The organism is Sporosarcina sp. Y1004 (assembly GCF_057669665.1).
Window position 1 is genome coordinate 23,959 of record NZ_JBYHFQ010000003.1, and the last position, 25,929, is coordinate 49,887.

Consider the following 25,929-nt stretch of genomic DNA (forward strand, 5'->3'; position numbering starts at 1 on the left):
TCATTATCTAGTTGTGATTTTCCCATTCTGGGAACACTACAATTAGGAGGAGATAAAATGGCAAGCAAAAATAAAATTTTAGTTCCTAGTGCAAGAGATGCGTTGGATCGACTAAAAGCAGATGTCATGAAAGCACAAGGCTACGACATCGATACGTCTGAGCCTAATAACGTGAAATATGAAATAGCAAATGAACTAGGGATTCCATTGTCGAAAGGCTATAACGGAAAATTAACATCTGAAGAGGCAGGAAAAATTGGCGGCCCAATTGGCGGCAATATGGTAAAAGAAATGGTGAGGATGGCGCAAGAACAAATGTTGAAGAAATGAATCTAACGCTTGTCCCAGGCTACGTGGGACAAGCGTTTTTTTGTTTGACACTTCAGCATTTTGGTTGGACTCTCTACCGCGTTCGTTGGACTACTCGGAAACCAGGCACATAGAAAAGCACCGACCAAATTGCGGCCGGTGCTTGTTATTAGGACTTCAAACCATCCTCTTCGTACTCTTTCAGAAGTTCTCCAAAGCTTTTGTTCTTCTCACGTTCTATCCGTTCGATGCGCAATTGCTCTTGGCGTTCTTCTTCTTTTGTTTCTTCAGTAGCTAACAAAGCCTTTTTTGCCGCTTTTAACTTTTCAAGAATGTCATCATCAAGTGCATCGGAAAATACCGATCCTTCATTGTTTCTCTTTTTTGGCTGTGGTACAGCTTGTTTACGTTTTTTAGCCATTTGTTTCACCTGCCTTCGTTCACCCGCGTTTAACGATTGTTGCGACGCCTTGTCCTCCGCCTATGCACAATGTAGCAAGACCGGTTTGCACATCACGACGTTTCATCTCGTGCAGAAGTGACACGAGGATACGCGCTCCACTCGCTCCGATTGGATGGCCAAGTGCGATTGCGCCGCCATTGACATTCAGTTTGGACTCTTCAAATTCAAGTTCTCTTCCAACTGCAATCGCTTGAGCCGCGAAAGCTTCATTCGCTTCAATTAAATCGATTTGGGATAGTTCCATATCTGCTTTATTGAGTGCTTTTTTAACTGCCTCGACTGGTCCCAGACCCATAACTGACGGATCAACACCTGCATTGCCATTCGCTACAATTGTTGCTAGCGGCGTCAAGCCAAGCTCGTCAGCTTTCTCTTTCGACATGATAACGAATGCTGCTGCACCATCGTTAATGCCTGATGCATTTCCTGCTGTTACACTACCATCTTTTTTGAATGCCGGGCGAAGTTTACCTAGCTTGTCAGCAGTCGTGCCTGCTTTGACGTATTCATCTTGATTGAAAATAATAGGGTCGCCTTTACGTTGTGGAATTTCAATCGCAACGATTTCTTCTGAGAAAGTCCCAGCTTCGATAGCGGCTGCCGCTTTTTGTTGTGATTTTGCTGAAAATTCATCTTGCTCTTCACGTGTAATCGAATAACGTTCACAGATGTTTTCCGCCGTCACACCCATATGGTAATCGTTGAATGCACACCATAGTCCATCTGAAATCATACTATCAATAATTTTCTGGTCACCCATTTTAAAGCCTTCACGACCGTTTTTCATTAAGAATGGCGCTTGGCTCATATTTTCCATGCCGCCTGCAACAATAATGTCTGCATCCCCTGCAATGATTGCCTGGCGAGCAAGATGAACAGCTTTTAACCCAGAACCGCATACTTTGTTAATTGTCAGAGCAGAAACCGCTTCTGGAAGTCCCGCTTTCATAGCAGCTTGCCGAGCTGGATTTTGTCCTAGCCCAGCTTGTAATACATTCCCCATGATTACTTCGTCAACACTGTCCGACGCCACTCCAGCACGTTTTAACGCCTCTTTTATGACCGTTGCCCCAAGATCTGTTGCTGGTACATCTTTCAACGAGCCAAGGAACGACCCGATTGCTGAACGAACTGCACTGACTATTACGACTTCTTTTGACATTTCTTTTTCCCCCAATTCTCTTTTTATGTTGCCTGTATATGCATCCCTTCATTACAATATACTAAAGGAGGGATGCTATGTTTAGTTTACCAAACATTTCTACAATAATCGAGGTTGGACCTCGCGATGGGTTACAAAATGAAAAAAAGTATGTCAATGACAATGACAAACTAGCATTTATTGAAGCTTTACAAGCGGCAGGTATTCAAGAAATGGAGCTGACTTCGTTTGTTTCACCGAAATGGGTGCCGCAAATGGCGGATGCACAAAAAATTGTTGAAAAGTCGAAGAAAGTCGGAAGACAATTCGTTCTTGCGCCAAATGACAAAGGTGCCGAGCTTGCGATTGAAGCAGGTGCTACTAGTATTGCCGTGTTCGTTGGGGTGAGCAATACTTTTAACATGAAAAACATTAACCGTTCTACGGATGAAAGCATCGAAGCACTCCAGCCCGTCTTTGAGAAATTAAAAAAAGATGGCATTTTTATCAGGGCTTGTATTTCAACCGCGTTTTATTGTCCGTATGAAGGGAAGATAGAGTTAGAGGATGTTGTTGCACTTTGCAAACGTTTTGTAGCGATGGGTGCGGATGAATTGAGTGTCGCGGATACTATCGGCAAAGCCAATCCCCGTGAAAGTTACCTATTGTTCAAGACATTGAAAGAGGTATTTCCAGACGTGTTGTTGACAGCTCATTTCCATGACACACGCAAAATGGCGATTGCCAATATTTTTGCTGCGCTGCAAGCAGGTATTGATCGGTTTGATACTTCTGCAGGTGGCCTAGGCGGCTGTCCATTCGCTCCAGGTGCAACAGGCAATGTAGCGACTGAAGATGTAGTGAATATGTTACATTCTCTAGGTATCGAAACGGGTATCGATGTAAAAAGGGTTTGTGAAGCAGTCCGAGTGATTGCGCCGCATGTGTCACGGCCAATTGACACAGGTATGTACAGATTGTTCGAAAACGGGCAATTGTAGAAGGAGTTGAGTGGTTTGAAACGGCGCGTTCTTTATCTCTCCGGTGTGATTTCCAGTGTTTTTACGGCTTTACTGACCATTTTCGGGGTTGTCGCAACGAATAAGCTAATGTTTTTAAAGTTGAAGGATTCCGATGTTATTTTGGAACGTGAAATCATTGCGAAACGATTTGATGAGAGATGGTATGAAACAGTACGTAAAGATAATATGTGGATTGAATCACCGAATGGGTATTTATTGAGAGCGATCTTTTTGAAGCCACTTGAAACAGCAAAAACGGTGATTATTTGCCACGGTGTTACTGAAAATAAAATTAATTCGATGAAGTATGCCCGTCTTTTTGAACGACTGGGTTACAATTCGGTCATATTCGATCATCGACGTCATGGAGATTCAGGGGGAAAAACGACGAGTTTCGGTTATTATGAAAAGATTGATTTACAAGCGATTGTTCATGCCGTACGTGAGCGGATTGGTAAAAGGGCCTTGCTCGGTATCCATGGCGAATCGATGGGAGCCGCTACGACATTATTGTATGCGGGTACGTATGAGGACGAAACAGATTTCCATATTGTCGATTGTCCATTTTCGGATTTCTCCGAACAAATTCTCCATATTTTACGAAAAAGTACACCTATCCGATCGACGATGGCTTTGCGGGTTGCAAATATTTTTCTCAAAATGCGTGACGGCTATACACTAAACCTGGTATCTCCTCGTGAAGTCGTGAAAAACATTACCAAACCCGTACTTTTCATTCACAGTATGGAAGATGATTTCATCCTTCCCTATATGACGCAGGAATTGTACGAGGCAAAACCTGGCGACAAAATGCTGAAATTGTTTCAAAATGGCATGCACGCCAAGTCGTTCAATGATAATCCAGTTCAATACGAAAAAACAGTGCAAGAGTTTCTAAGCCGTTTCGGTTTTTCGGATTAAAAAGAGAAAGTTCATTCGTCTAAGGATTCCGCTGGAACAGCACATGAATTTAGCCTAATCCCGTGGAATACACTTCATTGCTTAAGAAAAGGAGGCGATTCGTTCAAATTTGAACGAATTGCCTCCTTTTAGTTAACATACAGTCTATGGATAAGTACGTTTTTATTTTTTTGTTTCTTTCTTAACTTTTTTGTCTTTCTTGTCACTTACTTTGTTCATTTGAATCATCATTTGATTAATTTTTTTCTGGGAAGGTTTTTGTCCCATTTGCATCATCATCATACGTAACATGTCTTCATTAATTGGCGGGTTGTCTTTCAAATATTTCATCATATATTGACGTGCAATGAAAAATCCAAGGGCCAAACCTGCTAATAGCGCGACGATGATCAAAACAATCCACCATACAGTAGTCATCCGCTATACCTCCTCTATCTCTATTATTCGAGTTTACTCTACCATCAAGGATTATACAACAAAGCCGCAGTGAATAGCAATGGACCTAGCTATTAGATTTTATTTTTCTCGTTTTTCAGGCAAAAAAAAAAGGCCCCTAAGTGAATATTTAGGCAGCCCCATTGGTATGTATGCCTACTCTTTCATAGGTATACATTTTCTTCATATGGACGAAATTCAGTTGTTTTAATTGGTTTAAGCCATCCCCACTCCCCATGCCCGTCCATGACTGCAAAGAAACGGTCGTCTGCACCCGACAAGGCTACAAATAAGTCCAAATCCAACATGCGCGATCCGTCACAAAGAACATTAAGTGAGTAAGTGGACAAGGAAATTAGTATGGAGCCTTTGACGGGGTGTGTCAGTTTATATTCCCCATCTCGCGTTTCAATCGATGAGAAACCTTTACCAAGGTTCGCGATAATTGCTTCATCAATCATTTCCGCTTCAAGTCTGTCACATAAGTAATGAACCTCCGGCATAGACTCAATCTCTTGCTCATCTTCTTTTAAAAGATCATATAATAACCGTTCGCGTCCAATGACGAATGGCTGGTACATCTCCTTTACCTTATAAATTCCGTATGCTCTCAAAAATGCCACCCCCTACTAATAGATTACATCGATTGAGTCAAGAAAAGTGTCACATTGCGGAACGGAACGACACTATTACTGTCGGAAAATATGGATAACTGAATCTTTCGTCAATTGACAAAAAAAAGCTGTACTGTCAGCCTGGTTTTTTCCAGACAAACAGTACAGCTTCATTTAAATTAGTTACTGATTAACATTTTAACTCTAGCTATTACATTCTCTTCAGTAAATCCAAATTCTTTGATGACAGTATCTCCCGGTGCACTTGCGCCAAATGTATCAATAGCGATGATTGCCCCTTCGTCACCAACATATTTATGCCAGCCAAGTGAAACGCCCATCTCAATACCGAGGCGTTTTTTAACATCCTTAGGCAATACGCTTTGTTTGTATGCATCTTCTTGTTTCTCAAACAGATCCCATGAAGGCATAGAAACTACCGCTACGTCTATTCCATCAGACAACAATTGCGCTTGTGCAGAAACTGCAAGACTCACTTCTGAACCAGTTGCAATTAAAATCGCATCTGCTTTGTCTTTGGTTGCTGGTGAAACGATATATGCACCCTTTTTAACGCCTTCCATCGCTAGTTCAGCCGATTTTGGAAGGACAGTCAAGTTTTGACGGGACAACACAAGTGCTGTTGGCGTATTTTTTGACGATACGGCAATGTTCCAAGCAGCTGCTGTTTCATTCGCATCTGCCGGACGGATAACAGAGAGTCCAGGCATTGCACGAAGGGAAGCCAAATGCTCGACCGGTTCATGCGTCGGACCATCTTCACCAACCGCTACGCTATCGTGTGTGAATACATATGTGACTGGTACACCCATCAGTGATGATAATCTAATTGCTGGACGCACGTAGTCACTGAACACGAAGAAAGTACCTCCGAATACTTGTAACCCGCCATGTAAAGCCATTCCGTTAAGCGCTGTACCCATTGCGAATTCACGAACACCAAACCATACATTACGTCCGCCATAATTAGATGGAAGGAAATCGCCTGCACCTTTAATTGTCGTTTTGTTCGAACCTGCTAGGTCTGCACTTCCGCCAAAGAACGAAGGAAGCTGTTTGGCAATTGCATTTATTGCTTCACCAGAAGCAGAACGTGTTGCGTGTGAAGAACCGGCTTCATAGGCGGGCAAAGATTTCTCGAAGCCTTCCGGTAATTTACGGTCAATTGCATCTTTCAATTGCTTCGCGAGATCTGAATGCTTTGCTTCGTAATCTGTAAATAGTTTGTTCCATTCCTGTTCTTTTTGCGCGCCTAATTTCTCTGCCGCCTCTTGGAATGTTTCATAGACACCTTCAGGAACATGGAAGTCTTCTTCAAATGTCCATTTGTAATATTCTTTTGTTAATTTCATTTCATCTTCGCCTAGTGGCATACCATGTGCATCTGATTTTCCGGATCTGTTCGGTGAACCATAACCGATGACTGTTTTAACTTCAATCATCGTCGGGCCTCCAACATTGCCTTTAGCTTCTTCAATTGCTGTTGAAACAAGGCCTATGTTGTTGCCGTCTTCAACACGGATGTAATTCCATCCGTATGATTCAAAGCGTTTACGGATATTTTCAGAGAATGACATGTCTAGTTCACCATCAAGTGAAATATCATTGCTGTCATAAAGGACAATTAATTTATTCAATTGCAGGTGTCCAGCTAGTGAAATCGCTTCTCCCGCCACACCTTCCATGAGATCGCCGTCGCCGCAAAGCGCGTACGTGTAATGATCCACAACGTCAAAGTCAGTTTGATTGTATGTAGCAGCAAGGTGTTTTTCAGCCATTGCCATACCAACCGCCATACCAATCCCTTGTCCAAGCGGACCTGTCGTTGCTTCAACGCCTACCGTATGGCCATATTCAGGATGTCCAGGTGTTTTGGAGTTCCATTGTCTGAAGTTCTTGATTTCATCCATTGGGAGACCGTATCCACCTAGATGAAGGAGGCTATATAGAAGCATCGATCCATGTCCTGCTGAAAGTACGAATCGGTCGCGGTTAAACCACTGTGGGTTTGAAGGGTTATGATGCATATGTTTTGTCCATAGCGTATACGCCATTGGAGCTGCGCCCATCGGTAATCCCGGATGTCCGGAATTCGCTTTTTCGATTGCGTCAATTGAGAGTGTACGAATTGTGTTGATAGCTAGCTGGTCAATCTGTTGAGTCATTGTGTACATCCTTTCCCGTGATGTCTATTTATCTTCATATCCTAGTTTAGACAATCAGCGCAGTGATTGCAAAGTTCAATTTAGGTATTTGCCATTACGTGCGTTTTTCACCTTGTCGGGTGTCACGTCATTTCCTTCTGGATCAAGCACTTTGACATGCTCGATTGTGTCCCGCATCGATGAGCGAAATGTCTCAAGATATTCTTTCCGCAATTGTGTTTGTTCTTTAGCTTCTTCGATAGATAGACCTGTTGTTTTCGATTTCTTTGAGAGTTCATTAATTCGTTTGATTTTATCTGGTGATAGCATATTTTTTCCTCCATTTTGCGTTATAAATACAAACGTATACAAAAAAAACAGAAAGTGCAATAAATCAGACTCCCTGCTCTGTTTCATATTCTTTAAAGCGCCGATGGACAGTCGCTTTACTGATGTTATGACCGAGCCCTTTCAAGACGCCCGTAATTTCTTCATAAGTCAGCCCTTTTTCTCTCAAAGAGACAATTTCACTGATTGGCACTTCGATACGCTCTCGGCCTTCAACGTTTCCTCTGTTTTTCAAATTGCGTTCAGGACGATACCCCTCCCTGACAGCACGTTTCATACCCCGTCTGATTTTGGCGTTGTGCACTTTCCGTTGATATTCTTCAACTACTGCCAAAATTTCAAGTAACATCGTATCCATTTCATTAAGTGCAATTGGCCCACTATCATTGCGTGAATAAACGGCTGTGTCTGTTTTCAACAACAGATGCAAAACAGCCATCCTAGCATTCCCACGTCCGAGCCTCGTCTCATCTTGTATCAGTACTGCATCTACTTCTTCATCGCGGATGTAATCCAGCATACTAAGCAATCCTTCTCGGTCAATGTCGTAACCGCTATGTTTGTCCTCGAATGTAGTGACAAGCTCTAAATTGAGTTCACTAGCCAAATCTTCAAGTTCCTCTTCTTGCCTCGTAAGTGATAGTTCCTGCGATTCTTTTTCTGTGCTCACTCGGCAATAAATGACGCACTTCTTTCGCGGCTCAGTCATCAGTACCACCGGCCAGTTGTACACTGTCGTCTTCATGTGTCTGTATAGTTGGCAAAAGCAAATCTTCTCCCTTCTTGATTGTTGCGGAGGACAGATTATTTAGAGTCATCACTTCTTTAATCCATTTCTCTGACGACATGTTTTTCGAGTGGTGAAATGCAAGGCCCCAGAGCGTGTCCCCTTCAGTAATTGTAATTGTAGTGACTTCAGCTTGCTTCGTTTCATATTTACCAACTCCTATAATTGCAAAACCTAAACATAAAATAACAATAAATATACCATAACCGTTGTTTTTAATGAAAGTCATCATTTTTCCCCCTTGCGAATGTTTGTTCGTATCACTGTTTTCATTATAGGAAATACAAAACTGGATGTCAACACTTATTAGAACTTGTGTTTGCCATTACTATAGTGGGCTGATATAATGAATCTATTGAAATAACTCGAATTTCGGTGAGACTTTCACGATTTTTGATTGTTGTAAGAATTTTAGTTAAGGGGTGATTGTTGTGAAGAAAATCTCAAAAAGACAGGAAGACATTCTGACATTCATTAAATCAGAGGTAAAGAAAAAAGGGTATCCACCTTCCGTAAGGGAAATTGGGGAGGCTGTGGGGCTAGCTTCAAGTTCAACTGTTCACGGTCATCTAGCTCGTTTAGAAAGCAAGGGCTTCATTAGAAGAGACCCGACTAAACCTAGAGCAATCGAAGTCCTGGATCCTGAAGGGTTGGAAACGATGAAACCCGGAGTTCTACATGTCCCTCTTGTCGGTAAAGTTACTGCAGGTCTTCCGATTACAGCCATTGAAAACATTGAAGAGTACTTCCCTCTCCCTGAATCGTACGGCACTTCGGAGGACAACCTCTTTATGCTTGAGATTGTTGGGAATAGTATGATTGAAGCGGGAATCCTTAATGGTGATTATGTTATTGTTAAACAGCAACAGTCAGCTAATAATGGTGAGATTGTCGTAGCAATGACAGAAGACGATGAAGCGACGGTGAAACGGTTCTTCAAGGAAAAAAATTATTTCCGTCTTCAACCTGAAAATGAATCTATGGATCCAATCATTCTTGATAATGTATCGATACTCGGTAAAGTCGTTGGTGTTTATCGTACGATTCATTAAGGATAGACATGTAATTCCATGTTGAAGCTATCTGCAATGCAAGACAATCCAATACTCTCAGAAATGACAAAGAGCTATTCCTTTATTAAAAAGGAATAGCTCTTTGTCATTTCTCTATTAAGTTTTCCTTAACCAGTTTTCCAATGGATGACAACACAGCCACTTTCACATGCTCGTATGTGAGGCCGCCTTGAACGTATGCGGTATAAGGCGGCCTGATTGGACCATCTGCCGTAAGCTCGATGCTTGACCCTTGGATAAATGTACCAGCCGCCATGATCACATCGTCTGTATACCCCGGCATATAAGACGGCTCGGGTGCATAGTGGGAATTGATGGGCGAGTTCTGCTGAATTGATTGGCAGAACGCAATCATTTGACTGGCATTATTGAAAGATACAGACTGAATTAAATCGGTTCTTTTTTGCGTGTAATGCGGTGTTGTCTCGAGTCCAAAGCTTTCGAGGAGAGCAGCAGTGAAGAGCGCCCCTTTCACTGCCTGGCTAACAACATGCGGTGCTAGGAAAAATCCTTGGTACATTTCCCGTAAGGTATCAAGTGATGCCCCAGCTTCCGCTCCAAGACCAGGAGACGTCATTCGAAACGCACATTTCTCTACAAGATCTGCACGCCCGGCGATATAACCACCTGTTCTTGCAATGCCGCCACCTGGATTTTTAATGAGTGACCCTGCCATCAGATCAGCACCGACTTCTGTTGGCTCTTTCTCTTCGACAAATTCGCCATAGCAGTTGTCAACAAAGACAACTAGTTCGGGATTGATGGCTTTTACTTTACGAATCATTTCGCCGATTTCATCCACCATAAAGGACGGGCGATCTGAATACCCCTTTGACCGCTGGATTCCTATCATTTTTGTTTTAGCATGAATATTTTTCGAGACTTCTTCAAAATTGACCGTTCCATCATCATTTAGCTCAATGTGTTTATATGTAATGCCGTAATCCAGAAGTGATCCAGTATCTTTTCCTTTTCCTGATACGATGGATTCCAAGGTATCATAAGGTTTTCCTGTGATATAGAGTAGTTCGTCACCTGGGCGAAGAATTCCGAAAAGACTTATTGAAATTGCATGGGTTCCGGAAATAATCTGGTTGCGAACGAGACAGTCTTCAGTTTTGAATACATCAGCATAGACTTGTTCCAACACGTCACGCCCTGTATCATCGTAACCATACCCAGTTGTACCCAGCAAGTGAAAATCGCTAACCCTATTTTTACGGAATGCGTTCAGCACTTTCCGTTGATTGTAAAAAGCGGTTCTTTCAACACTTTTAAAAAAAGGTGCAAGTTTTTCTTCGATTCGTTCCGCATCTTCGAGTAATAAATCTTCTTGTTCAGTCACCATGATTGGTATTCCTCATCTCATTAAATAGTCACTATATATCTTATCAGTCTGTTCACGGAGGTCAATGTTTACAGAAGCGTTCATTGAAAAATCAGGAATACCTGTTAGAATTTTATGGGTCTATTGATTGGAGGGAGTACATTGGTATGGGACGTTTTTAGCTTGATTGGGACTGCGGCATTTGCTATTTCGGGTGCTATTGTTGCAATGGAAGAAGAATATGATATTTTTGGCGTTTATATCTTGGGGATAGTCACTGCTTTTGGCGGTGGTGCTGTTCGTAATATTTTGATAGGCGTGCCTGTTTCCGTTTTGTGGAATCAGGAGGTTCTCTTTATTGTGGCTTCCATTTTAATTACCGTTATTTTCTTTTTCTCAAGTGATCTCCTTGCTCATTGGAACAAATGGGGAAATTACTTTGATGCAATCGGGTTGGCTACGTTCGCCATTCAAGGTGCGATGTTTGCCATTCAATTAAACATGACGCTCTATGCAACTATAGTGGCAGCTGTTCTTACAGGAGCTGGCGGCGGTGTCATTCGGGACCTATTGGCTGGTCGGAAGCCACTTGTCTTTAAACGAGACTTCTATGCTGTGTGGGCTGCAGGCGCAGGTCTTGCGGTCGGACTCGGTCTGTATGAGTATGACATAGCCCTTTATGCACTGTTTGTATTAACCGCAGGGCTACGTATTATGTCGCTCATCTTCCAATGGAAACTACCAAACAGGAAATTATCCTAAAAAGGCGAAAATGGATTGTACCCTCCATTTTCGCCTTTTTTCATTCGAGCTCTTCTTTTAAAATGACTGGTTTCGATGGGACATATGTGGAAATCGCATGCTTGTAAATGAGTTGTTGTTTCCCGTCTGATTCAAGTAGAACGGTGTAATTATCATACGATTTTATAAGTCCTTTCAACTGAAATCCATTCAGTAAGAATACCGTTACAAATGTATTATTCTTTCGTAACGAGTTTAAAAAAGTTTCTTGCATGTTAACCTGTTTCATACGTCGAGTCCTCCAGTTGTCTTAACTATATTTCTATTGCCTACTTAACCTAATTCGACTTGGATGATTTAAATCCTTCATGATTGTCAAAATTTCCTTAACAATCTCATTTTTGTCTATGCTTGCGTCAAACCAGGCTATATCCAGCTTGTTGCGGAAATACGTCATTTGCCGTTTTGCGTAGTTGCGCGTATTTTTCTTAATCATTTCAACGGCTTCATCCAACGAGAGCATGTCTTCAATATATTGATGGAGTTCCTTATAGCCGATTGCCTGCACCGATTGTGTTCCGCGAATGCCTTCATGCCATAATCTAGTGGCTTCTTCGGTTAGGCCTTTTGCCATCATTATGTCTACACGCTGATTAATACGGTCATACAGCACGTCACGGTCCATTTCAAGGCCGACAATCAAATGTTCATAAAGAGAAGCGTGCCCTACCCCTTCTTCATGATCCCCTTTTGTCTTGCCAGTCACTTCGATAATTTCTAGTGCTCTGACAAGCCTGCGGTGATTATTTGGATGAATTTTTTCCGCGGTAGCCGGATCCAAACCTACAAGTTTTTCATAAAGCACCTGACCACCTTCTTCGGCCAGTTCCTGCTCGAGACGTTTCCTTACTTCTAAATCCGCAGCTTCTTCTGTAAACCGAAAATCGAAAAGAACCGATTGAATGTATAATCCTGTCCCCCCCGCGATAATCGGTGTTTTTCCTCGGTCGGTTATATTTTTTATCCACTTTCGGACTTGTGTTTGATATTCTGCAACAGAAAAAGGTTCGTCTGGCTCTAACACATCGAATAAATGATGGGGAACGCCTTCCATTTCTTCAACTGTGATTTTAGCAGTTCCGATATCCAGCCCTTTGTAGACTTGCATTGAATCACCATTAATAATTTCTCCCCCAATGGCTTTGGCCAAACGAACACTGAGAGCCGTCTTTCCTGACGCTGTAGGGCCTACAATTGCGATTACTTCAGGATACTTATTCATTTTTCTCAATCCAATCTCCGACCGCTTTAAATACATGTTGTCGATTCGTTTCATGAAGCATTTCGTGTCTGCCGCCTTCAAATAACATAAGAGTCACTTCTTCCATACCTGCTTTTTCATAGCGTTTCGCTACTTCCAAAACGCCTTTTCCATTGTTCCCCACGGGATCTTCATTTCCTGAAAAGAGGAAGACTGGAAGTTGTTTCGGGATTTTATTTATTTCATCTGAGGCATTAATTTCTCCAAGTCCTTTGAATAAATCTATGAAAAGTTGAGTTGTTGGGACAACTCCGCATTGAGGATCTACAATGTACTTCGCAACAGCTTCAGAATCTCTAGATAACCAATCAAAAGGAGTTTTTGGTTGGTCAACCGATTTATTGAATCCTCCGAAAACCAGTTTGTTAAGGAAGTGATTTTGTTGGTCAAAACCATTTTTCTTGCCTTGCAAATAAGCAACCCCCAGGCCCGCAAGACGGCTTGCACCTGGGTCTCCACCTGTCCCTGAAAATATGGCCATGTCTATTCCACTGCCATGCAGCTGAACATATCTTCTTGCAACAAACGACCCCATGCTATGACCAAATAGAATGAAACGAGGTGTAGGATATTGTGACCGAAAAGCGGATATAATCTCGTATGTATCCTGCACAACACGGTCAAATCCAAGTACATCTGCAAAATAACCTTTTAACCCATTCATGGTAGCGGTTTTTCCGTGACCTCGATGGTCGTGCCCCGTAACGATGTATCCTCTACCCGTTAAATAATTTGCAAACTCTTCATATCTGCCAATATGCTCCGACATGCCATGAAGTAAATGGATATGCCCGACAGGCGTACCTGTTGGTTGCGCTATACATGTATTCAACCGAAAACCATCTGTCATTTCAATTGTCAATTCCTTAATGATGAACACCTTCTTTCACTTTGGCTTCAGCAAGTGGACAGTTCAGTTCGTTCAAATAGCGTACTCATTCGCGCTGACTCATATGAAAGGAGTTTCGCCATATACACTGTAACTGTCTCTTAAAACATTTCTACAATATACCGCCTATTGAGTGGAAAACGAATCAATCTATACCAATATGAACACCTTTCGTCAAACGTAGTCTCTTCATATTGGATAGTTCATTTTTTCCACGCAACCTATCAACCCAAGGGTCTTTTTCGGCTACAGACTCACATAGTTGTTATAAACAACTTAACCTACCGTGTACAAGCTTTGTGGACCGACTGGATGTTGCCTGCTACAAAATCCTGCATCAACCATAGAGCGACTGATAAACCGCGTATAACCGCATCCAGTGCAATCTCCTGTCCTGGTAATTCCTACATCAAAGTTTAAAGATGCGCGTAGCCTCTACAGCTTTTTTCCAACCCCTATACAGCTGATCCCGTTCTTCAGTTTGCATTGTAGGTGAATATGTTTTCTCTTTTGTCCATAACGTTTCGACATCTTCGAGTGTACCGAAAAAGCCTGTTGCGATTCCCGCTAGATAAGCGGCACCAAGCGCTGTTGTTTCTTGATATTTCGAAAGTTCGACATCCGCTTGCAGCAAATCACTCTGGAATTGCATTAGAAATGCATTTGCCACACCGCCACCATCCACTCTTAATATACCAATATCCATGCCGGCGTCCTTTTCCATCGTGAGCAAGACATCTTTAGACTGATAAGCAAGTGATTCCACAGTTGCTCGGATGAAATGTTCTTTTTCTGTACCGCGCGTCAAACCGAAGACGGCACCCCGCGCATCAGAATCCCAATAGGGGGTTCCAAGTCCGACAAAAGCCGGAACGACATAGACGCCGTCTGAGGATGCTATACGTGTTGCATACGCTTCCGTATCCGATGCCTTTTTAAACATCCGCAGTCCATCCCGAAGCCATTGTATTGCAGAACCGGCGACGAACACACTGCCTTCAAGCGCATATGTTACTTTGCCGTCTAGCCCCCAGGCAATCGTTGTTAAAAGACCATTGTCTGACCGCACCATTTCGTCGCCCGTATTGAGGAGCATGAAACAGCCAGTACCATACGTATTTTTAGCCATCCCTTTATGGAAACAGGCCTGCCCGAAAAGAGCACATTGCTGATCACCCGCTGCGCCTGCAATCGGGATTTCAGCGCCAAAAAAGACTGACTTGGCTGTTTTGGTGTAAATTTCAGAAGAGGAACGGACTGCAGGGAGCATCGATTCAGGTATTTCGAGAAGATTGCATAATTCAGTATCCCATTGCAGTTCAGCAATATTATAGAGCATCGTCCTGGATGCGTTGGAATAATCCGTTACATGGACCGCCCCGTCAGATAACTTCCAGATGAGGAAAGAATCGATTGTTCCGAACAATAATTCTCCTTTTTCAGCCTGGGCACGTGTACCTTCTACATTGTCTAGAATCCATTTCACTTTTGACGCTGAAAAGTAAGGATCTAATTTCAAGCCTGTTTTATATTGGATTGTTTTTTCATGACCCGCTTCTTTTAACGCATCAACAATTCCCTGCGACTGTCTTGACTGCCAAACGATTGCGTTGTACACGGGCTGTCCCGTCTTTTTATCCCAAACAACGGTTGTTTCCCTCTGGTTCGTAATCCCGATGCTGTCAATGTCTTCAGGCTGTTTACCACTTTCCGTTAAAACCGATGCGATTACAGATAGGACGGATCCCCAGATTTCGCTGGCATTGTGCTCAACCCAGCCTGGTTTCGGAAAAATTTGTTTGAATTCCCGTTGCGAGGAATGGACTATTTCTCCTTGCTTGTCAAAAAGTATTGCCCGTGAACTGGTAGTGCCCTGATCGATTGCGAGTACATACTTCTCCATTTCCCTTCCCTCCTTCACATTCAATTTACATAACTCGTTTAAACATTTTTTCAATTTCGTACGTCGTAAAATGAATGAGTACAGGTCTGCCGTGTGGACAAGTGAACGGATTTTCGACGTTCCCTAAATCATTCAGAAGTCTTTCCATATCAGCAATTGTTAAGTGGTGGTTTGCTTTGATGGAACGTTTACAACTCATCATTATGGCCGCATCTTCACGCAGTTTGCCGATATCTATTATTCGTGTATTCAGTACTTGCTCAATTATATCTTCTATGATGATGGACTCTTCTCCTGCCGGGAACCAAGAGGGATATTCTTTTACTGCATAAGAAGACGGTCCAAACTCTTCTAGAAAAATGCCGACGTCTTGCAAAAGGGTGATATTTTCTTCTATTTTTGTTTTATCATCCGCTGCGTAATGAAATATGAGCGGGATTAGTAACATTTGTCTTTCGCCATTATCGGTTTTACTTAATTTGTCGCGGAAAAACTCATATTTTATTCGTTCTTGTGCAGCATGTTGGTCAATCATGAAGAAACCATCTTCATTTTGTGCAACGATATACGTTCCATGGACTTGACCAACGGGAACGAGTGCCGGAAAGTTTTTATCTTGTTCAGGTTGTGCTACATCGTCTTGTACAAGTGATGGTTCATTGACCGTCCAAGGTACTTGGTCCTCAGCTTCCACTTCTTGTGATAAATAAGGCTGATACGCTGGTTTTTCGAGTGGAGTCATCGATGGTTCGGTGACTCGTTTAGGTCGTTCGGTTCTGAATTCATTCCACATATTTACTTGCTCTGATTGAATTTTTTTAGCCGGTTCTTTTTTAATGGCATCCGGGACAATTGTGTTTTTTCGAATGGCCTTCTGAATGGCTTCTTTAATAATTACGAGCAACTCGCCTTCTTTACTCATGCGTATATGTTGTTTGGAAGGATGCACATTGACATCAGTCAAGTAGGGATCCCCTTCAACATTGATAACTGCGATTGGGGATCGTCCGATTGGCAAATAGGTATGAAACGCATCTAGTACCGTATGATTGATGGCTTGGCTTTTTACCCATCTGCCATTAACAACTATAGTCATATAGTTTCTTGAAGCACGTGTCATTTCCGGTAATGTTATAAAACCAGAAACTTTGTAATCCGCATTCTCGCCTTCAAAGGGCACCATTTTACGAGCGACAGCCATACCGTATATATCAGATAGAACCCGATGCTGATCATTGCTTCCCGCTGTTTGCAATAACACTTGCGTGTAATGCGTCAGTTTAAATGAGATTGCGGGGTGACTGAGCGCAAGTCGATTGACAAGGTCAATGGTATGTCCTAATTCCGTCTGAATTGTTTTCATGTATTTAAGGCGTGCAGGCGTATTGAAAAACAACTGGGAAACAGTAATATCTGTCCCTTTTCGAAACGCTGCAAAATCATGTTTGACGAGTCTACCGCCATCAATTTGCACTTCTGTGCCTTCCGTTTCACCGTCAGAAGTCCACATCATTATCTTAGACACCGATGCAATACTCGCAAGTGCTTCCCCGCGGAAACCAAGTGTCCGGATTCGGAACAAATCATGATCCGTCGTAATCTTGCTTGTCGCGTGCCGCTCAAATGCCTGAACAGCATCAAGTCTTGACATTCCATTGCCATTATCGGTCACACGAATGTTCAACAAGCCTGCTTCTTCGAGTGCAATTTCAATCACCGTGCTTTTTGCATCAATCGCATTTTCAACTAGCTCTTTTACGATAGATGCAGGTCGTTCTACGACTTCGCCCGCAGCGATTTTATTGGACAGTGTATCGTCCATCACTTTGATGATATCTATCGGTCTCACCCTTTCTTAGTTCCGAGCTTTTCTTTCAACCCATGCACGTATTGCAACGCTTGAAACGGCGTCATATTCATTAAATCCGCCCCGGCTATATCCGATAGCACATCCTGCTCTTCTGTTGAATGGTCATTTTTCTCTTCATTGTTCAAGTCGAAAAAGTTCAATTGGATCGGCTCTTCGCGAACTGTTTGGTTTTTCACATTTTCAAATGTATCTAGTAATGCTTTTGCTCGACTCAGGATTGTTTCAGGAAGGCCTGCAAGATCCGCAACGTAAATTCCATAACTTTTGTCTGCCGGACCTGCCATCACTTTATGGAGAAAGACAACTTTACCATCTTGTTCCATTGCAGCGACATGGACATTTTCAAGTCGGGATAGTTCGTTATCCAAATTGGTCAGTTCATGGTAATGGGTAGAAAACAGCGTATTTGCTCCAATTTCATCGTGAATATGCTCCATCATGGCCTGCGCCAATGCCATACCATCATATGTAGAAGTGCCACGCCCAATTTCATCGAAAAGGAGGAGGCTCTGCGCCGTTGCATTAGCGATGGCATATTGTGATTCCATCATTTCCATCATGAATGTACTCTGTCCTGAAGCCAGGTCATCCGCGGCCCCGATTCTCGTGAATATTTGATCGGTGATTGGCAGTAATGCTTGATCACAAGGGACGTAACAACCAATCTGTGACATAACGACAATGAGTGCTACTTGTCGCATATACGTACTTTTACCCGACATATTAGGACCAGTGATAAGCAACATATTCGCTTCATCACTCAATTTACAGTTATTAGGTACGTATAGAGAATGGTCCATCATTTTCTCAACGACGGGATGCCGCCCATTTTTAATTTCTAACGATTTCCCATCATGAAATACCGGTTTCACGTAGTTGCGTTTTTCTGAAACCGCTGCGAATGAAAGAAGGACATCCAGTTCGCTCAGGACGCTTGCAAGATGCTGGATATGCCGAATATGCGTTTTCATGGAATCGCGAACCGCACTGAATAATTGATATTCAAGCTCTTGTCCATCTGCTTCCGCGTTTAAAATAAGGTCTTCTTTTTCTTTCAGTTCAGGGGTTATGTACCGTTCTGCATTTGCCAATGTTTGTTTTCTTTCATATCGCTCTAAGTCTGCAAGATGGATATTGGATTTCGTAATCTCGATATAGTAGCCGAAAATTCTGTTATACCCTATTTTTAAAGATTTAATGCCTGTACGCTCGCGTTCTAAGCGTTCTAGTTCTGCAAGCCATGTTTTACCATTCCTTGAAGCATCCCGGTATTGGTCTAGTAATGGATTATATCCATCTTTGATAATGCCGCCCTCTTTAACGGATAATGGCGGATTTTCGGCGATTGCATTTTCGAGTATTTGCAATGCTTCATCACAACCATCAATTCTTTCAGAGAACTGATGAAGCAATGACCGATCGGATTGATGAAGTGATTCTTTGATAGCGGGAACTCGTCTCAAGGAATTCCGAAGTTGCGCTAAATCCCTTCCACTTGCGCTCCCCATTGAGATTCGTCCAGCAAGCCGCTCCAAATCGTAGACCTCTTTTAGGCTATTTTTCAATTCATCCCTTAGGAAAAACTCTTCAATTAGGTCAGTTACCGCATTGAGCCGATTTTCTATTTCTCTTTTTTCGGCTAACGGTTGATGGATCCACATTTTCAATTTACGGGCGCCCATCGCTGTAACTGTCTCGTCAAGCAACCAGTAAAGCGTACCCTCTTTACTTCCGCTCCGAATGGATTGAATGAGTTCCAAATTACGCATTGAATTAGCATCAATCGATAGTTTTGCTTGTTTTTGCAAAAATTCAAATGGACGTATATGATCGAGTGCTGTTTTCTGCGTGCGCTTCACGTAGGAAACAAGCATGCTGCAAGCCCCTGTGACATCGAATGGAACTGCGTCGAATAAATCCTTCGTCTCGAACTGCTCTTCACCGTACTCTACAGACAACATAATATTGCGTTTCGCCATGCTACCACCGAGCGTGAGATGCAGTCTTTCATCGACAACGACCTCTTTCATGCCAAGTGCTTCAATTTCGGCAATTAGCGTCCGCTCATCGCCTTCTACACACTCTACTTTCCCTTCTCCAGTTGCCAAGTCGAGATAAGCCAACGCATACCTGTTGCCGCCTATACTATCAGCAGAACCGATGAAGTGATTGGTATTCGCGTCAATTGTTTTTCCTTCAGTCATTGTACCGGGGGTAATGATTTTAACGACTTCTCTTTTTACAATCCCCTTCGCATGCTTCGGATCTTCTGTCTGTTCACAAATAGCCACTTTATGGCCTTTACTAATAAGTGTCTCGATGTAGCCTGCAGCCGCGTGATAAGGAACGCCGCACATCGGTATTCTGTCACGACTCCCAGCATCCCGGCTCGTTAACGTAATTTCAAGAATTTGAGATGCTTTCTCGGCATCCGAGAAAAACAATTCATAGAAATCGCCTAATCTGAAAAACAAAAATGCATCTTCATGCGCTGCCTTTACTTTTAAATATTGCTGAATCATTGGTGTATGTGTTGTCATTCTCTTACCTCACTAGGTTTACTATTTTTTATTATTATACCAAATTTGGGCTACGAAGAGCCCAAATTCTGCGTGATTTTTGTGGTCTTCAAAAATCTAAGCGATCAGTTTTCCCTTTTTCATCTTAACGTAAAAAAACCAAAAAAAGCCGGTAGAGTTCTCCGGCTCTCAAAATGAGGATGATTCTTTTCCTTTTTTAGCATCATGTCCAGAAGGGCCACCTTGACCACGTGCTGATTTATGTCCCTCATCATGTGAGGATGATTCATCATTGACTTTCCATTCTTCTTCAAAACTTTGCGGGTGAATCGTAATTAATACTTTAGTTTCTCCAACGACTTCTGCCATTAATTCGCGTTCAATCGTGATTTGGAACTTCTCACCGCTCTCCGAAATGACCGCTTCTGTACAATTCGGATGCTGGATGACATCTACAATTACCTCTTCGTGACCTGACGTCGGTTCATCTCTATAATGTAGCCGAATCTTGTCTCTGTAAGGAATTGACTCTGTAAATACAGATGTTTTTGAATGATCCTGATGGGAATACCAAACGTTGACGTCGAACTTACCACTCACTTCGATGTATTTACCAACCTTCTTCGCCTGATGTGTATGGTTGATGACCCAACAGCCGAGTATACTCGTGGGACTATTCGGCGGCTTAAGTGACACCGTCGTTTCGGTCCGCTTCTTCCCCTTGGCAATAACCGTCTTCGTCACAATCTGGCGTAAATTTTTCAGTTTAATTCCTCCTCCATTCGCTTCAATCCATTCTATGCAAGAGAAGCCCAGAGAGTGAAAAAAATCGGCAGAAAATTTATTTCCGCCGATTGGTATGATTGATTATAGTTTTTCATATGTTGTGTTTTTTACATAAGAACCTGTTTCGCCTCGTCGCACATCGCCATCTGTCGCTTCGATGATTTCATCTGTGACTGTATTTGCTATTGTATTCGATACGAGTTGAAGTAAATCATTCACTTCGCCTTGTGATTGTTTGAATTCCTGGACGATAGGAACTTCATCGATATCTGCTTGAATCTTCTCGATTTTACCTTCAATAATACTTAAAGCTTTTTCTTTACCATACTGTTGGAAATTGACGGCCTGTTTTTGCAATGACTTCAGGCTCGCAATGTTTTCACGAATTTTTTGGTTTTCATTAATCTGTGCTTCCGCACGTTTGAAAAACTCAACTTGTTCCGTGTTGGCAATCATGTGTGCAATTTCGCGCGCTTTTGCAATAATTTCATCTTTTGTATATATCTTTTCCATTATGACATCACCTTTTCCTTTTCTACAACGCCGATGAATTCACCGTCGAGTGACCACGTTTTGGCCTCTATTATTTTTACGTTTACAATTTTTCCAATTGCCGATTGGGGTGCTTTGAAATTCACCAGTTTATTTTTCGATGTATATCCTGCTAGCACTTCTGGATTCCGCTTACTTTCCCCTTCAACCAACACTTCCACGATTTTTCCTTTGTAGGGTTTCATCGCTTCCGCGGATAATTCATTAACAAGATTATTCAACCGCTGCAGACGTTCTTTTTTCACTTCCATTGGGATATTGTCAACCATTTTAGCAGCTGGTGTACCTTCCCTTGGTGAATAAATATACGTATAGGCGATATCGAAACCGACTTCTCTATATAAGGACATCGTCTCTTCAAACTGCTCGTCCGTTTCATTCGGGAATCCAACGATAATGTCCGTTGTTAACGTTACATTCGGAATCGCTTTTTTAATCTTCCCGACTAGATTAAGATAGTGTTCGCGTGAATACTTGCGTGCCATAATTTTCAATATATCACTTGAACCGGATTGGACGGGAAGATGGATGTGATCGACTAAATTTCCACCCTTAGAAAGCACTTCGATTAAATGGTCATCGAAATCACGGGGATGGCTTGTTGTGAAACGAATTCTCGGAATATCGATTTTTCGTAAGTCGTCCATCAAATCACCGAAACGGTAACCGATATCATCAAAGTCTTTCCCGTAAGAATTGACGTTCTGTCCGAGCAATGTTATTTCCTTATACCCTTCTGCCGCTAACTGTCGAACTTCTTGAATGATGTCTTGTGGTCGCCTGCTGCGTTCCTTGCCTCGTGTATAAGGAACGATGCAATAGGTACAGAATTTGTCACAACCGTACATGATGTTAACCCATGCCTTGATATTACCATGTCTGACCTTTGGAAGGTTCTCAATGATATCCCCTTCTTTTGACCAAACATCGATTACCATCTCTTTTGACATGTATGCCTCATGTAAAATGTTAGGAAGTCTATGAATATTATGTGTACCGAAAATCATATCAACTTGATCATACGTTTTTAGGATTTTATTCACAACTGATTCTTCTTGGGACATACATCCGCAGACGCCAATCAGGACGTCAGGGTTCTTCTGCCTAAGAGGTTTGTAGTGTCCAAGTTCTCCAAAAACCTTATTTTCAGCGTTTTCTCGTATGGCACATGTATTGAGCAATATAAGATTTGCTTCTTTGACATTTTCTGTAGCCTCATAACCTAGCCCCATTAAAATACCTGCAATTACCTCTGTATCATGTTCGTTCATTTGACAGCCAAACGTTCTGATAAAAAACTTCCGATTGTTTCCCATTCCTCGGAAACGTTCGTCAATTTTGAAATCATCGTGGTAGGCAATTTCTTCTTTGCCACGCTTTTTCGCATCTTTCAACGATGGTGGTGCGTAGACTGTTTGAAAGTATTGGCTATAGTCCTTTTCTGGCGGTTTAACATGAGCCGGTTCCAAAAGCCCGGCATTCAGGCGCTGTTCTTCACTCATCTAAATTGCCCCCTTTCCTACGCAAATGTAGGAATTTAAACATATTGTTTCATTATATCTAATTATAGACCGGCTATACAAGAGTGAGTCTGCTTTGTCGATTGATTGTCACAGTTCCACTAGGCTTTTTATTTTTAAACAACTAAAAGACCACAGGAAAATAGTGGCTTCCTGTGGTCTCAACTTTTCTAATTTACATATTGCGCTGTCGCTTTTCAACAAGCAATTTCAAAGCTGTTCGTCCCTCACCATTAATTTCGATATCTGTGAAGGCCGGTGCACAAATGAGATCACCACCACTAGGAGCGACGAATCCTCGTGCAATTGCAATTGCTTTTATAGCTTGATTTAATGCACCTGCACCTACTGCCTGCATTTCTGCGTACCCCTGGTCCCGTATAACTGCGACGAGTGCTCCAGCAACGGAATTGGGATTCGAGCGAGATGATACTTTCAATGGATTCAACATAATTCCTCCTTATTTTTCGATGTCTATGGAACAGATATCTCCATAAACCATCCTATGACTCGGAGGTTACGTTTAGACGCGAATCATCCTTTGAAAGGTCGGTCATCATTGATAGAAACACGTTCAACTTTTACAGCATGCCCTTTTTCATCATCCAATTCCACAAAAAGTCCATTTAACTGGGAACGTCCCGATTTAGGAACTTCAAAACGGACTGGTAAATTGGTTTTGAAACGATAGAGGACATCCTCTTTTTTCATGCCTAGTATTTCATCATACGGGCCCGTCATACCTGCGTCAGTCAAATAGGCTGTACCTCCTGGTAAAATGCGGTCATCCGCCGTCTGAACATGCGTGTGCGTCCCTACAACTACTGACACTTTCCCATCAAGATGCCAACCCATAGCTATTTTTTCACTCGTTGCTTCAGCATGAAAATCGACGAAAACAAGCGGGGAGATTTCTCTCGCCTCTGCTACAAGTTCATCCGCCTTTTCAAATGGATCCCCGTGTGGAGGTAAAAATACCCGTCCGTGTAGATTAATGATGGACAATGTAACGCCATTACGTGAAATCGTTGTCATCCCTTTACCGGGTGCTTCATCTGAAAAGTTTGCTGGACGAATTAGATAATCAGTATCATCTATAAAATCATATATTTCTTTCTGATCCCATGTGTGATTCCCCATTGTTATGACATCCACACCTGCGCGTAACAACTCGTCAAATATTGATTTTGTAATGCCTCTTCCAGCTGCTGCATTTTCACCATTGGCAATAATGACATCAGGGTTGTACTTTCTTTTTAAGCGCGGTAAATAATCAAATATCATATCCCTACCAAGCGAACCGACAATATCACCTATGAATAATACTTTCATTTAAAATATCTCTCCCAATAAAAAAGAAGTTCCCGGACCGAAATCACGGAAACCCCTTTTTTTACTATTTTGCGTATTCGACCGCACGTGTTTCACGGAGGACCGTTACTTTAATATGACCTGGATAATCGAGTTCTTCTTCAATTCGTTTCCGAATATCTCTCGCTAGACGATGGGCTGAAATATCATCAATCTGATCTGGACGAACAATCACTCGGACTTCGCGTCCAGCCTGGATTGCAAATGATTTCTCCACACCCTCATACGATTCAGAAATCTCTTCAAGCTTCTTCAGTCTGCGAATATAATTTTCAAGTGTTTCACTACGTGCTCCCGGTCTTGCAGCTGATAATGCATCTGCTGCTGCTACGAGTACTGCAATTACCGATGTCGCTTCTGTATCCCCATGATGGGAGGCGATACTGTTTATAACGACAGGGTGTTCCTTGTATTTCGTTGCTAGTTCTACACCAATTTCTACGTGACTGCCTTCAACTTCATGATCAATCGCTTTTCCGATGTCATGGAGTAGTCCAGCCCGTCGTGCGAGTGTAACATCTTCTCCAAGTTCAGCTGCCAATAATCCCGCGAGATAAGCAACTTCTGTCGAGTGCTTCAGAACATTTTGACCATAACTTGTACGGAAACGGAGTCTTCCGATGATTTTGATAAGGTCAGGATGCAAATTATGAATTCCGATATCGAACGTTGTCTGCTCTCCAGTTTCACGGATGAGCTCATCCACTTCACGTCTAGATTTATCAACCATCTCTTCGATGCGTGCCGGATGAATCCGTCCATCTGCCACTAATTTCTCAAGTGCCAGTCGTGCAGTTTCACGACGTACCGGATCAAATCCTGACAGAATGACAGCTTCCGGTGTATCATCGATGATCAGGTCAATTCCTGTCAACGTTTCGAGCGTTCGAATGTTACGTCCTTCACGGCCAATGATGCGGCCTTTCATCTCATCATTCGGCAGATTAACGACCGATACAGTCGTTTCAGCAACATGATCTGCAGCGAATCGTTGTAAAGCAATAGATAGAATTTCACGCGATTTCTTATCTGATTCCTCTTTTGCACGTTGTTCAGACTCTTTCGTCATGACAGCGATGTCTGTAGCAAGTTCTTTTTCGACTTCACTTAAGATGAGCCTTCTTGCTTCATCTCTTGTCAGTGATGATATCTTTTCAAGTTCAGTTTTCTGAACCGTTACTAATTCTTCTGCCTTGCGTTCCATCTGTTCTATAAGCTGTTGTCTTCCTGTAAGCGCTTCTTCTTTACGCTCCAGACCTGAGTCTCTTTTATTGAGAGCTTCATCCTTGCGATCATGATTTTCTTCCCGTTGTAAAAGACGGCTTTCCTGCTTTTGCAGTTCCGCCCTTCGTTCACGGATCTCTGATTCCGCATCAATTCTCAGTTTGTGAGTTTCATCTTTCGCTTCTAGTAGTGCTTCTTTTTTAAGAGACTCTGCCTCACGCTTCGCCTCTTCGACGATTTGTTCTGCCGAGTTCTTGGCACCAGTCACTTTTGAATCATTCACTTTCTTACCAAAGATATAGGTAACAACTGCACCGACGAACAGACCGAGCAAAGCGAAGATGATAAATTCTACTAACATCCAGCTCACCTCCTCCTGCTATTCTTTTCATTTTCAGTCGGCTCATATATCTACGTACAATATACTGCCAAAATCATTTAAAGGGTATGAAATTATACAATTCTAATTGTATCTATGTAAATTTGACATGTCAAGGATACGGAGGTCTTCAGAACGCATTATTCAATGAATTAATTGCAGTTTTTATTCCTGCATTTTACAACTACCACAGGTTTTATAATTGATAATGCCATTGAATTTCTTACTTTCAGTTTCAAAATGGTAATC

Annotated in this window: 26 protein-coding genes; 5 read left to right on the plus strand and 21 right to left on the minus strand. The window is 42.3% G+C overall.

The features are described from left to right. Positions 1 to 57 precede the first annotated feature (57 nt). On the plus strand, positions 58 to 330 hold the full coding sequence (locus AC25Y6_RS02975; protein WP_488142022.1) for an alpha/beta-type small acid-soluble spore protein: 273 nt from the start codon (positions 58 to 60) through the stop codon (positions 328 to 330). Between the two features lie 148 nt (positions 331 to 478). Here the strand turns inward: AC25Y6_RS02975 and AC25Y6_RS02980 are convergent, their stop codons facing one another. Together AC25Y6_RS02980 and AC25Y6_RS02985 are read right to left on the minus strand one after the other, a co-directional pair. Next, a complete protein-coding gene (locus tag AC25Y6_RS02980; protein WP_482100528.1) occupies positions 479 to 730 on the minus strand; it encodes a DUF3886 domain-containing protein in 252 nt (83 codons plus the stop codon). Positions 731 to 749: 19 nt separating this feature from the next. After that, on the minus strand, positions 750 to 1,934 hold the full coding sequence (locus AC25Y6_RS02985) for an acetyl-CoA C-acetyltransferase (protein WP_482100527.1): 1,185 nt from the start codon (positions 1,932 to 1,934) through the stop codon (positions 750 to 752). Positions 1,935 to 2,011: 77 nt separating this feature from the next. Between AC25Y6_RS02985 and AC25Y6_RS02990 the strand changes: the two genes are divergently transcribed. Together AC25Y6_RS02990 and AC25Y6_RS02995 are read left to right on the plus strand one after the other, a co-directional pair. Then, positions 2,012 to 2,914 (plus strand): hydroxymethylglutaryl-CoA lyase, encoded by a 903-nt coding sequence (locus AC25Y6_RS02990; protein WP_488142023.1) that lies wholly within the window; start codon positions 2,012 to 2,014, stop codon positions 2,912 to 2,914. Between the two features lie 15 nt (positions 2,915 to 2,929). Then, entirely contained in the window at positions 2,930 to 3,856 is a 927-nt protein-coding gene (locus AC25Y6_RS02995; protein ID WP_482103984.1) for an alpha/beta hydrolase, read from the plus strand. Between the two features lie 162 nt (positions 3,857 to 4,018). On the opposite strand, the gene AC25Y6_RS03000 is transcribed toward AC25Y6_RS02995, so the two are convergent. From AC25Y6_RS03000 to yneA, 6 genes are all read right to left on the minus strand, one after another. Beyond that, positions 4,019 to 4,273 (minus strand): YneF family protein, encoded by a 255-nt coding sequence (locus AC25Y6_RS03000; RefSeq protein WP_482100524.1) that lies wholly within the window; start codon positions 4,271 to 4,273, stop codon positions 4,019 to 4,021. A 182-nt stretch (positions 4,274 to 4,455) separates the two neighbouring features. Next, a complete protein-coding gene (gene sirA / locus AC25Y6_RS03005; protein WP_482103983.1) occupies positions 4,456 to 4,905 on the minus strand; it encodes a sporulation inhibitor of replication protein SirA in 450 nt (149 codons plus the stop codon). 179 nt (positions 4,906 to 5,084) lie between these two features. After that, complete coding sequence (gene tkt / locus AC25Y6_RS03010) at positions 5,085 to 7,091, minus strand: transketolase (protein ID WP_488142024.1); 2,007 nt, start codon at positions 7,089 to 7,091, stop codon at positions 5,085 to 5,087. 75 nt (positions 7,092 to 7,166) lie between these two features. Then, positions 7,167 to 7,400 (minus strand): DUF896 domain-containing protein, encoded by a 234-nt coding sequence (locus tag AC25Y6_RS03015; protein WP_482100521.1) that lies wholly within the window; start codon positions 7,398 to 7,400, stop codon positions 7,167 to 7,169. 64 nt (positions 7,401 to 7,464) lie between these two features. After that, the gene (locus tag AC25Y6_RS03020; protein WP_488142110.1) at positions 7,465 to 8,127 is read right to left on the minus strand and encodes a YneB family resolvase-like protein; all 663 of its coding nucleotides are present in this window, start codon (positions 8,125 to 8,127) and stop codon (positions 7,465 to 7,467) included. Beyond that, positions 8,120 to 8,434, minus strand: coding sequence for a cell division suppressor protein YneA (gene yneA, locus AC25Y6_RS03025; protein WP_482100519.1), 315 nt, complete (start codon positions 8,432 to 8,434; stop codon positions 8,120 to 8,122). Before yneA ends, AC25Y6_RS03020 begins: the two co-directional genes overlap by 8 nt. Positions 8,435 to 8,636: 202 nt before the next feature. On the opposite strand from yneA, the gene lexA reads away from it, so the two are divergent. After that, positions 8,637 to 9,257: a transcriptional repressor LexA gene (gene lexA / locus AC25Y6_RS03030; RefSeq protein WP_482100518.1), complete on the plus strand. Its 621-nt coding sequence runs from the start codon at positions 8,637 to 8,639 to the stop codon at positions 9,255 to 9,257. A 106-nt stretch (positions 9,258 to 9,363) separates the two neighbouring features. Here lexA and AC25Y6_RS03035 read toward each other — a convergent pair whose 3' ends face one another. Next, positions 9,364 to 10,626 carry a methionine gamma-lyase family protein gene (locus AC25Y6_RS03035; RefSeq protein ID WP_488142025.1) on the minus strand — a complete coding sequence of 421 codons (1,263 nt, stop codon included), beginning with the start codon at positions 10,624 to 10,626 and terminating at the stop codon, positions 9,364 to 9,366. Positions 10,627 to 10,767: 141 nt separating this feature from the next. Between AC25Y6_RS03035 and AC25Y6_RS03040 the strand changes: the two genes are divergently transcribed. Continuing rightward, positions 10,768 to 11,367, plus strand: a complete 600-nt coding sequence (locus tag AC25Y6_RS03040) for a trimeric intracellular cation channel family protein (protein ID WP_482103981.1) — start codon at positions 10,768 to 10,770, stop codon at positions 11,365 to 11,367. 40 nt (positions 11,368 to 11,407) lie between these two features. Here AC25Y6_RS03040 and hfq read toward each other — a convergent pair whose 3' ends face one another. From hfq to rny, 12 genes are all read right to left on the minus strand, one after another. After that, positions 11,408 to 11,635 carry an RNA chaperone Hfq gene (gene hfq, locus AC25Y6_RS03045; protein ID WP_482100516.1) on the minus strand — a complete coding sequence of 76 codons (228 nt, stop codon included), beginning with the start codon at positions 11,633 to 11,635 and terminating at the stop codon, positions 11,408 to 11,410. Positions 11,636 to 11,668: 33 nt separating this feature from the next. Next, the gene (gene miaA / locus AC25Y6_RS03050; RefSeq protein ID WP_482103980.1) at positions 11,669 to 12,628 is read right to left on the minus strand and encodes a tRNA (adenosine(37)-N6)-dimethylallyltransferase MiaA; all 960 of its coding nucleotides are present in this window, start codon (positions 12,626 to 12,628) and stop codon (positions 11,669 to 11,671) included. After that, complete coding sequence (locus tag AC25Y6_RS03055) at positions 12,621 to 13,547, minus strand: alpha/beta fold hydrolase (protein ID WP_488142026.1); 927 nt, start codon at positions 13,545 to 13,547, stop codon at positions 12,621 to 12,623. Before AC25Y6_RS03055 ends, miaA begins: the two co-directional genes overlap by 8 nt. 418 nt (positions 13,548 to 13,965) lie before the next feature. Beyond that, positions 13,966 to 15,459 (minus strand): glycerol kinase GlpK, encoded by a 1,494-nt coding sequence (gene glpK / locus AC25Y6_RS03060; RefSeq protein WP_488142027.1) that lies wholly within the window; start codon positions 15,457 to 15,459, stop codon positions 13,966 to 13,968. 25 nt (positions 15,460 to 15,484) lie between these two features. Next, positions 15,485 to 17,299 carry a DNA mismatch repair endonuclease MutL gene (gene mutL / locus AC25Y6_RS03065; RefSeq protein ID WP_488142111.1) on the minus strand — a complete coding sequence of 605 codons (1,815 nt, stop codon included), beginning with the start codon at positions 17,297 to 17,299 and terminating at the stop codon, positions 15,485 to 15,487. Positions 17,300 to 17,304: 5 nt separating this feature from the next. After that, a complete protein-coding gene (gene mutS / locus AC25Y6_RS03070; RefSeq protein WP_482103977.1) occupies positions 17,305 to 19,869 on the minus strand; it encodes a DNA mismatch repair protein MutS in 2,565 nt (854 codons plus the stop codon). 168 nt (positions 19,870 to 20,037) lie between these two features. Further along, the gene (cotE, locus tag AC25Y6_RS03075; protein WP_482100511.1) at positions 20,038 to 20,592 is read right to left on the minus strand and encodes an outer spore coat protein CotE; all 555 of its coding nucleotides are present in this window, start codon (positions 20,590 to 20,592) and stop codon (positions 20,038 to 20,040) included. Between the two features lie 123 nt (positions 20,593 to 20,715). Further along, entirely contained in the window at positions 20,716 to 21,147 is a 432-nt protein-coding gene (locus AC25Y6_RS03080; protein WP_482100510.1) for a YlbF/YmcA family competence regulator, read from the minus strand. After that, positions 21,147 to 22,688: a tRNA (N6-isopentenyl adenosine(37)-C2)-methylthiotransferase MiaB gene (gene miaB / locus AC25Y6_RS03085; protein WP_488142028.1), complete on the minus strand. Its 1,542-nt coding sequence runs from the start codon at positions 22,686 to 22,688 to the stop codon at positions 21,147 to 21,149. Before miaB ends, AC25Y6_RS03080 begins: the two co-directional genes overlap by 1 nt. A 193-nt stretch (positions 22,689 to 22,881) precedes the next feature. Next, positions 22,882 to 23,154, minus strand: coding sequence for a stage V sporulation protein S (locus AC25Y6_RS03090; protein ID WP_067211081.1), 273 nt, complete (start codon positions 23,152 to 23,154; stop codon positions 22,882 to 22,884). Between the two features lie 86 nt (positions 23,155 to 23,240). After that, positions 23,241 to 24,038: a TIGR00282 family metallophosphoesterase gene (locus tag AC25Y6_RS03095; RefSeq protein WP_482100508.1), complete on the minus strand. Its 798-nt coding sequence runs from the start codon at positions 24,036 to 24,038 to the stop codon at positions 23,241 to 23,243. 64 nt (positions 24,039 to 24,102) lie between these two features. Further along, on the minus strand, positions 24,103 to 25,662 hold the full coding sequence (rny, locus tag AC25Y6_RS03100; protein WP_482100507.1) for a ribonuclease Y: 1,560 nt from the start codon (positions 25,660 to 25,662) through the stop codon (positions 24,103 to 24,105). Positions 25,663 to 25,929: the final 267 nt, after the last annotated feature.

What these genes read in the sequence shown, in the direction of transcription:
- AC25Y6_RS02980 (WP_482100528.1), bottom strand. Translation starts at nt 730, where the DNA reads ATGGCTAAAAAACGTAAACAAGCTGTACCACAGCCAAAAAAGAGAAAC.
- AC25Y6_RS03015 (WP_482100521.1), bottom strand. Translation starts at nt 7,400, where the DNA reads ATGCTATCACCAGATAAAATCAAACGAATTAATGAACTCTCAAAGAAA.
- AC25Y6_RS03035 (WP_488142025.1), bottom strand. Translation starts at nt 10,626, where the DNA reads ATGGTGACTGAACAAGAAGATTTATTACTCGAAGATGCGGAACGAATC.
- yneA (WP_482100519.1), bottom strand. Translation starts at nt 8,434, where the DNA reads ATGACTTTCATTAAAAACAACGGTTATGGTATATTTATTGTTATTTTA.
- AC25Y6_RS03000 (WP_482100524.1), bottom strand. Translation starts at nt 4,273, where the DNA reads ATGACTACTGTATGGTGGATTGTTTTGATCATCGTCGCGCTATTAGCA.
- AC25Y6_RS03095 (WP_482100508.1), bottom strand. Translation starts at nt 24,038, where the DNA reads ATGAAAGTATTATTCATAGGTGATATTGTCGGTTCGCTTGGTAGGGAT.
- hfq (WP_482100516.1), bottom strand. Translation starts at nt 11,635, where the DNA reads ATGAAACAGGTTAACATGCAAGAAACTTTTTTAAACTCGTTACGAAAG.
- AC25Y6_RS03020 (WP_488142110.1), bottom strand. Translation starts at nt 8,127, where the DNA reads ATGACTGAGCCGCGAAAGAAGTGCGTCATTTATTGCCGAGTGAGCACA.
- AC25Y6_RS02990 (WP_488142023.1), top strand. Translation starts at nt 2,012, where the DNA reads ATGTTTAGTTTACCAAACATTTCTACAATAATCGAGGTTGGACCTCGC.
- rny (WP_482100507.1), bottom strand. Translation starts at nt 25,662, where the DNA reads ATGTTAGTAGAATTTATCATCTTCGCTTTGCTCGGTCTGTTCGTCGGT.
- tkt (WP_488142024.1), bottom strand. Translation starts at nt 7,091, where the DNA reads ATGACTCAACAGATTGACCAGCTAGCTATCAACACAATTCGTACACTC.
- glpK (WP_488142027.1), bottom strand. Translation starts at nt 15,459, where the DNA reads ATGGAGAAGTATGTACTCGCAATCGATCAGGGCACTACCAGTTCACGG.
- miaB (WP_488142028.1), bottom strand. Translation starts at nt 22,688, where the DNA reads ATGAGTGAAGAACAGCGCCTGAATGCCGGGCTTTTGGAACCGGCTCAT.
- miaA (WP_482103980.1), bottom strand. Translation starts at nt 12,628, where the DNA reads ATGAATAAGTATCCTGAAGTAATCGCAATTGTAGGCCCTACAGCGTCA.
- AC25Y6_RS02975 (WP_488142022.1), top strand. Translation starts at nt 58, where the DNA reads ATGGCAAGCAAAAATAAAATTTTAGTTCCTAGTGCAAGAGATGCGTTG.
- mutS (WP_482103977.1), bottom strand. Translation starts at nt 19,869, where the DNA reads ATGACAACACATACACCAATGATTCAGCAATATTTAAAAGTAAAGGCA.
- AC25Y6_RS02985 (WP_482100527.1), bottom strand. Translation starts at nt 1,934, where the DNA reads ATGTCAAAAGAAGTCGTAATAGTCAGTGCAGTTCGTTCAGCAATCGGG.
- AC25Y6_RS03080 (WP_482100510.1), bottom strand. Translation starts at nt 21,147, where the DNA reads ATGGAAAAGATATATACAAAAGATGAAATTATTGCAAAAGCGCGCGAA.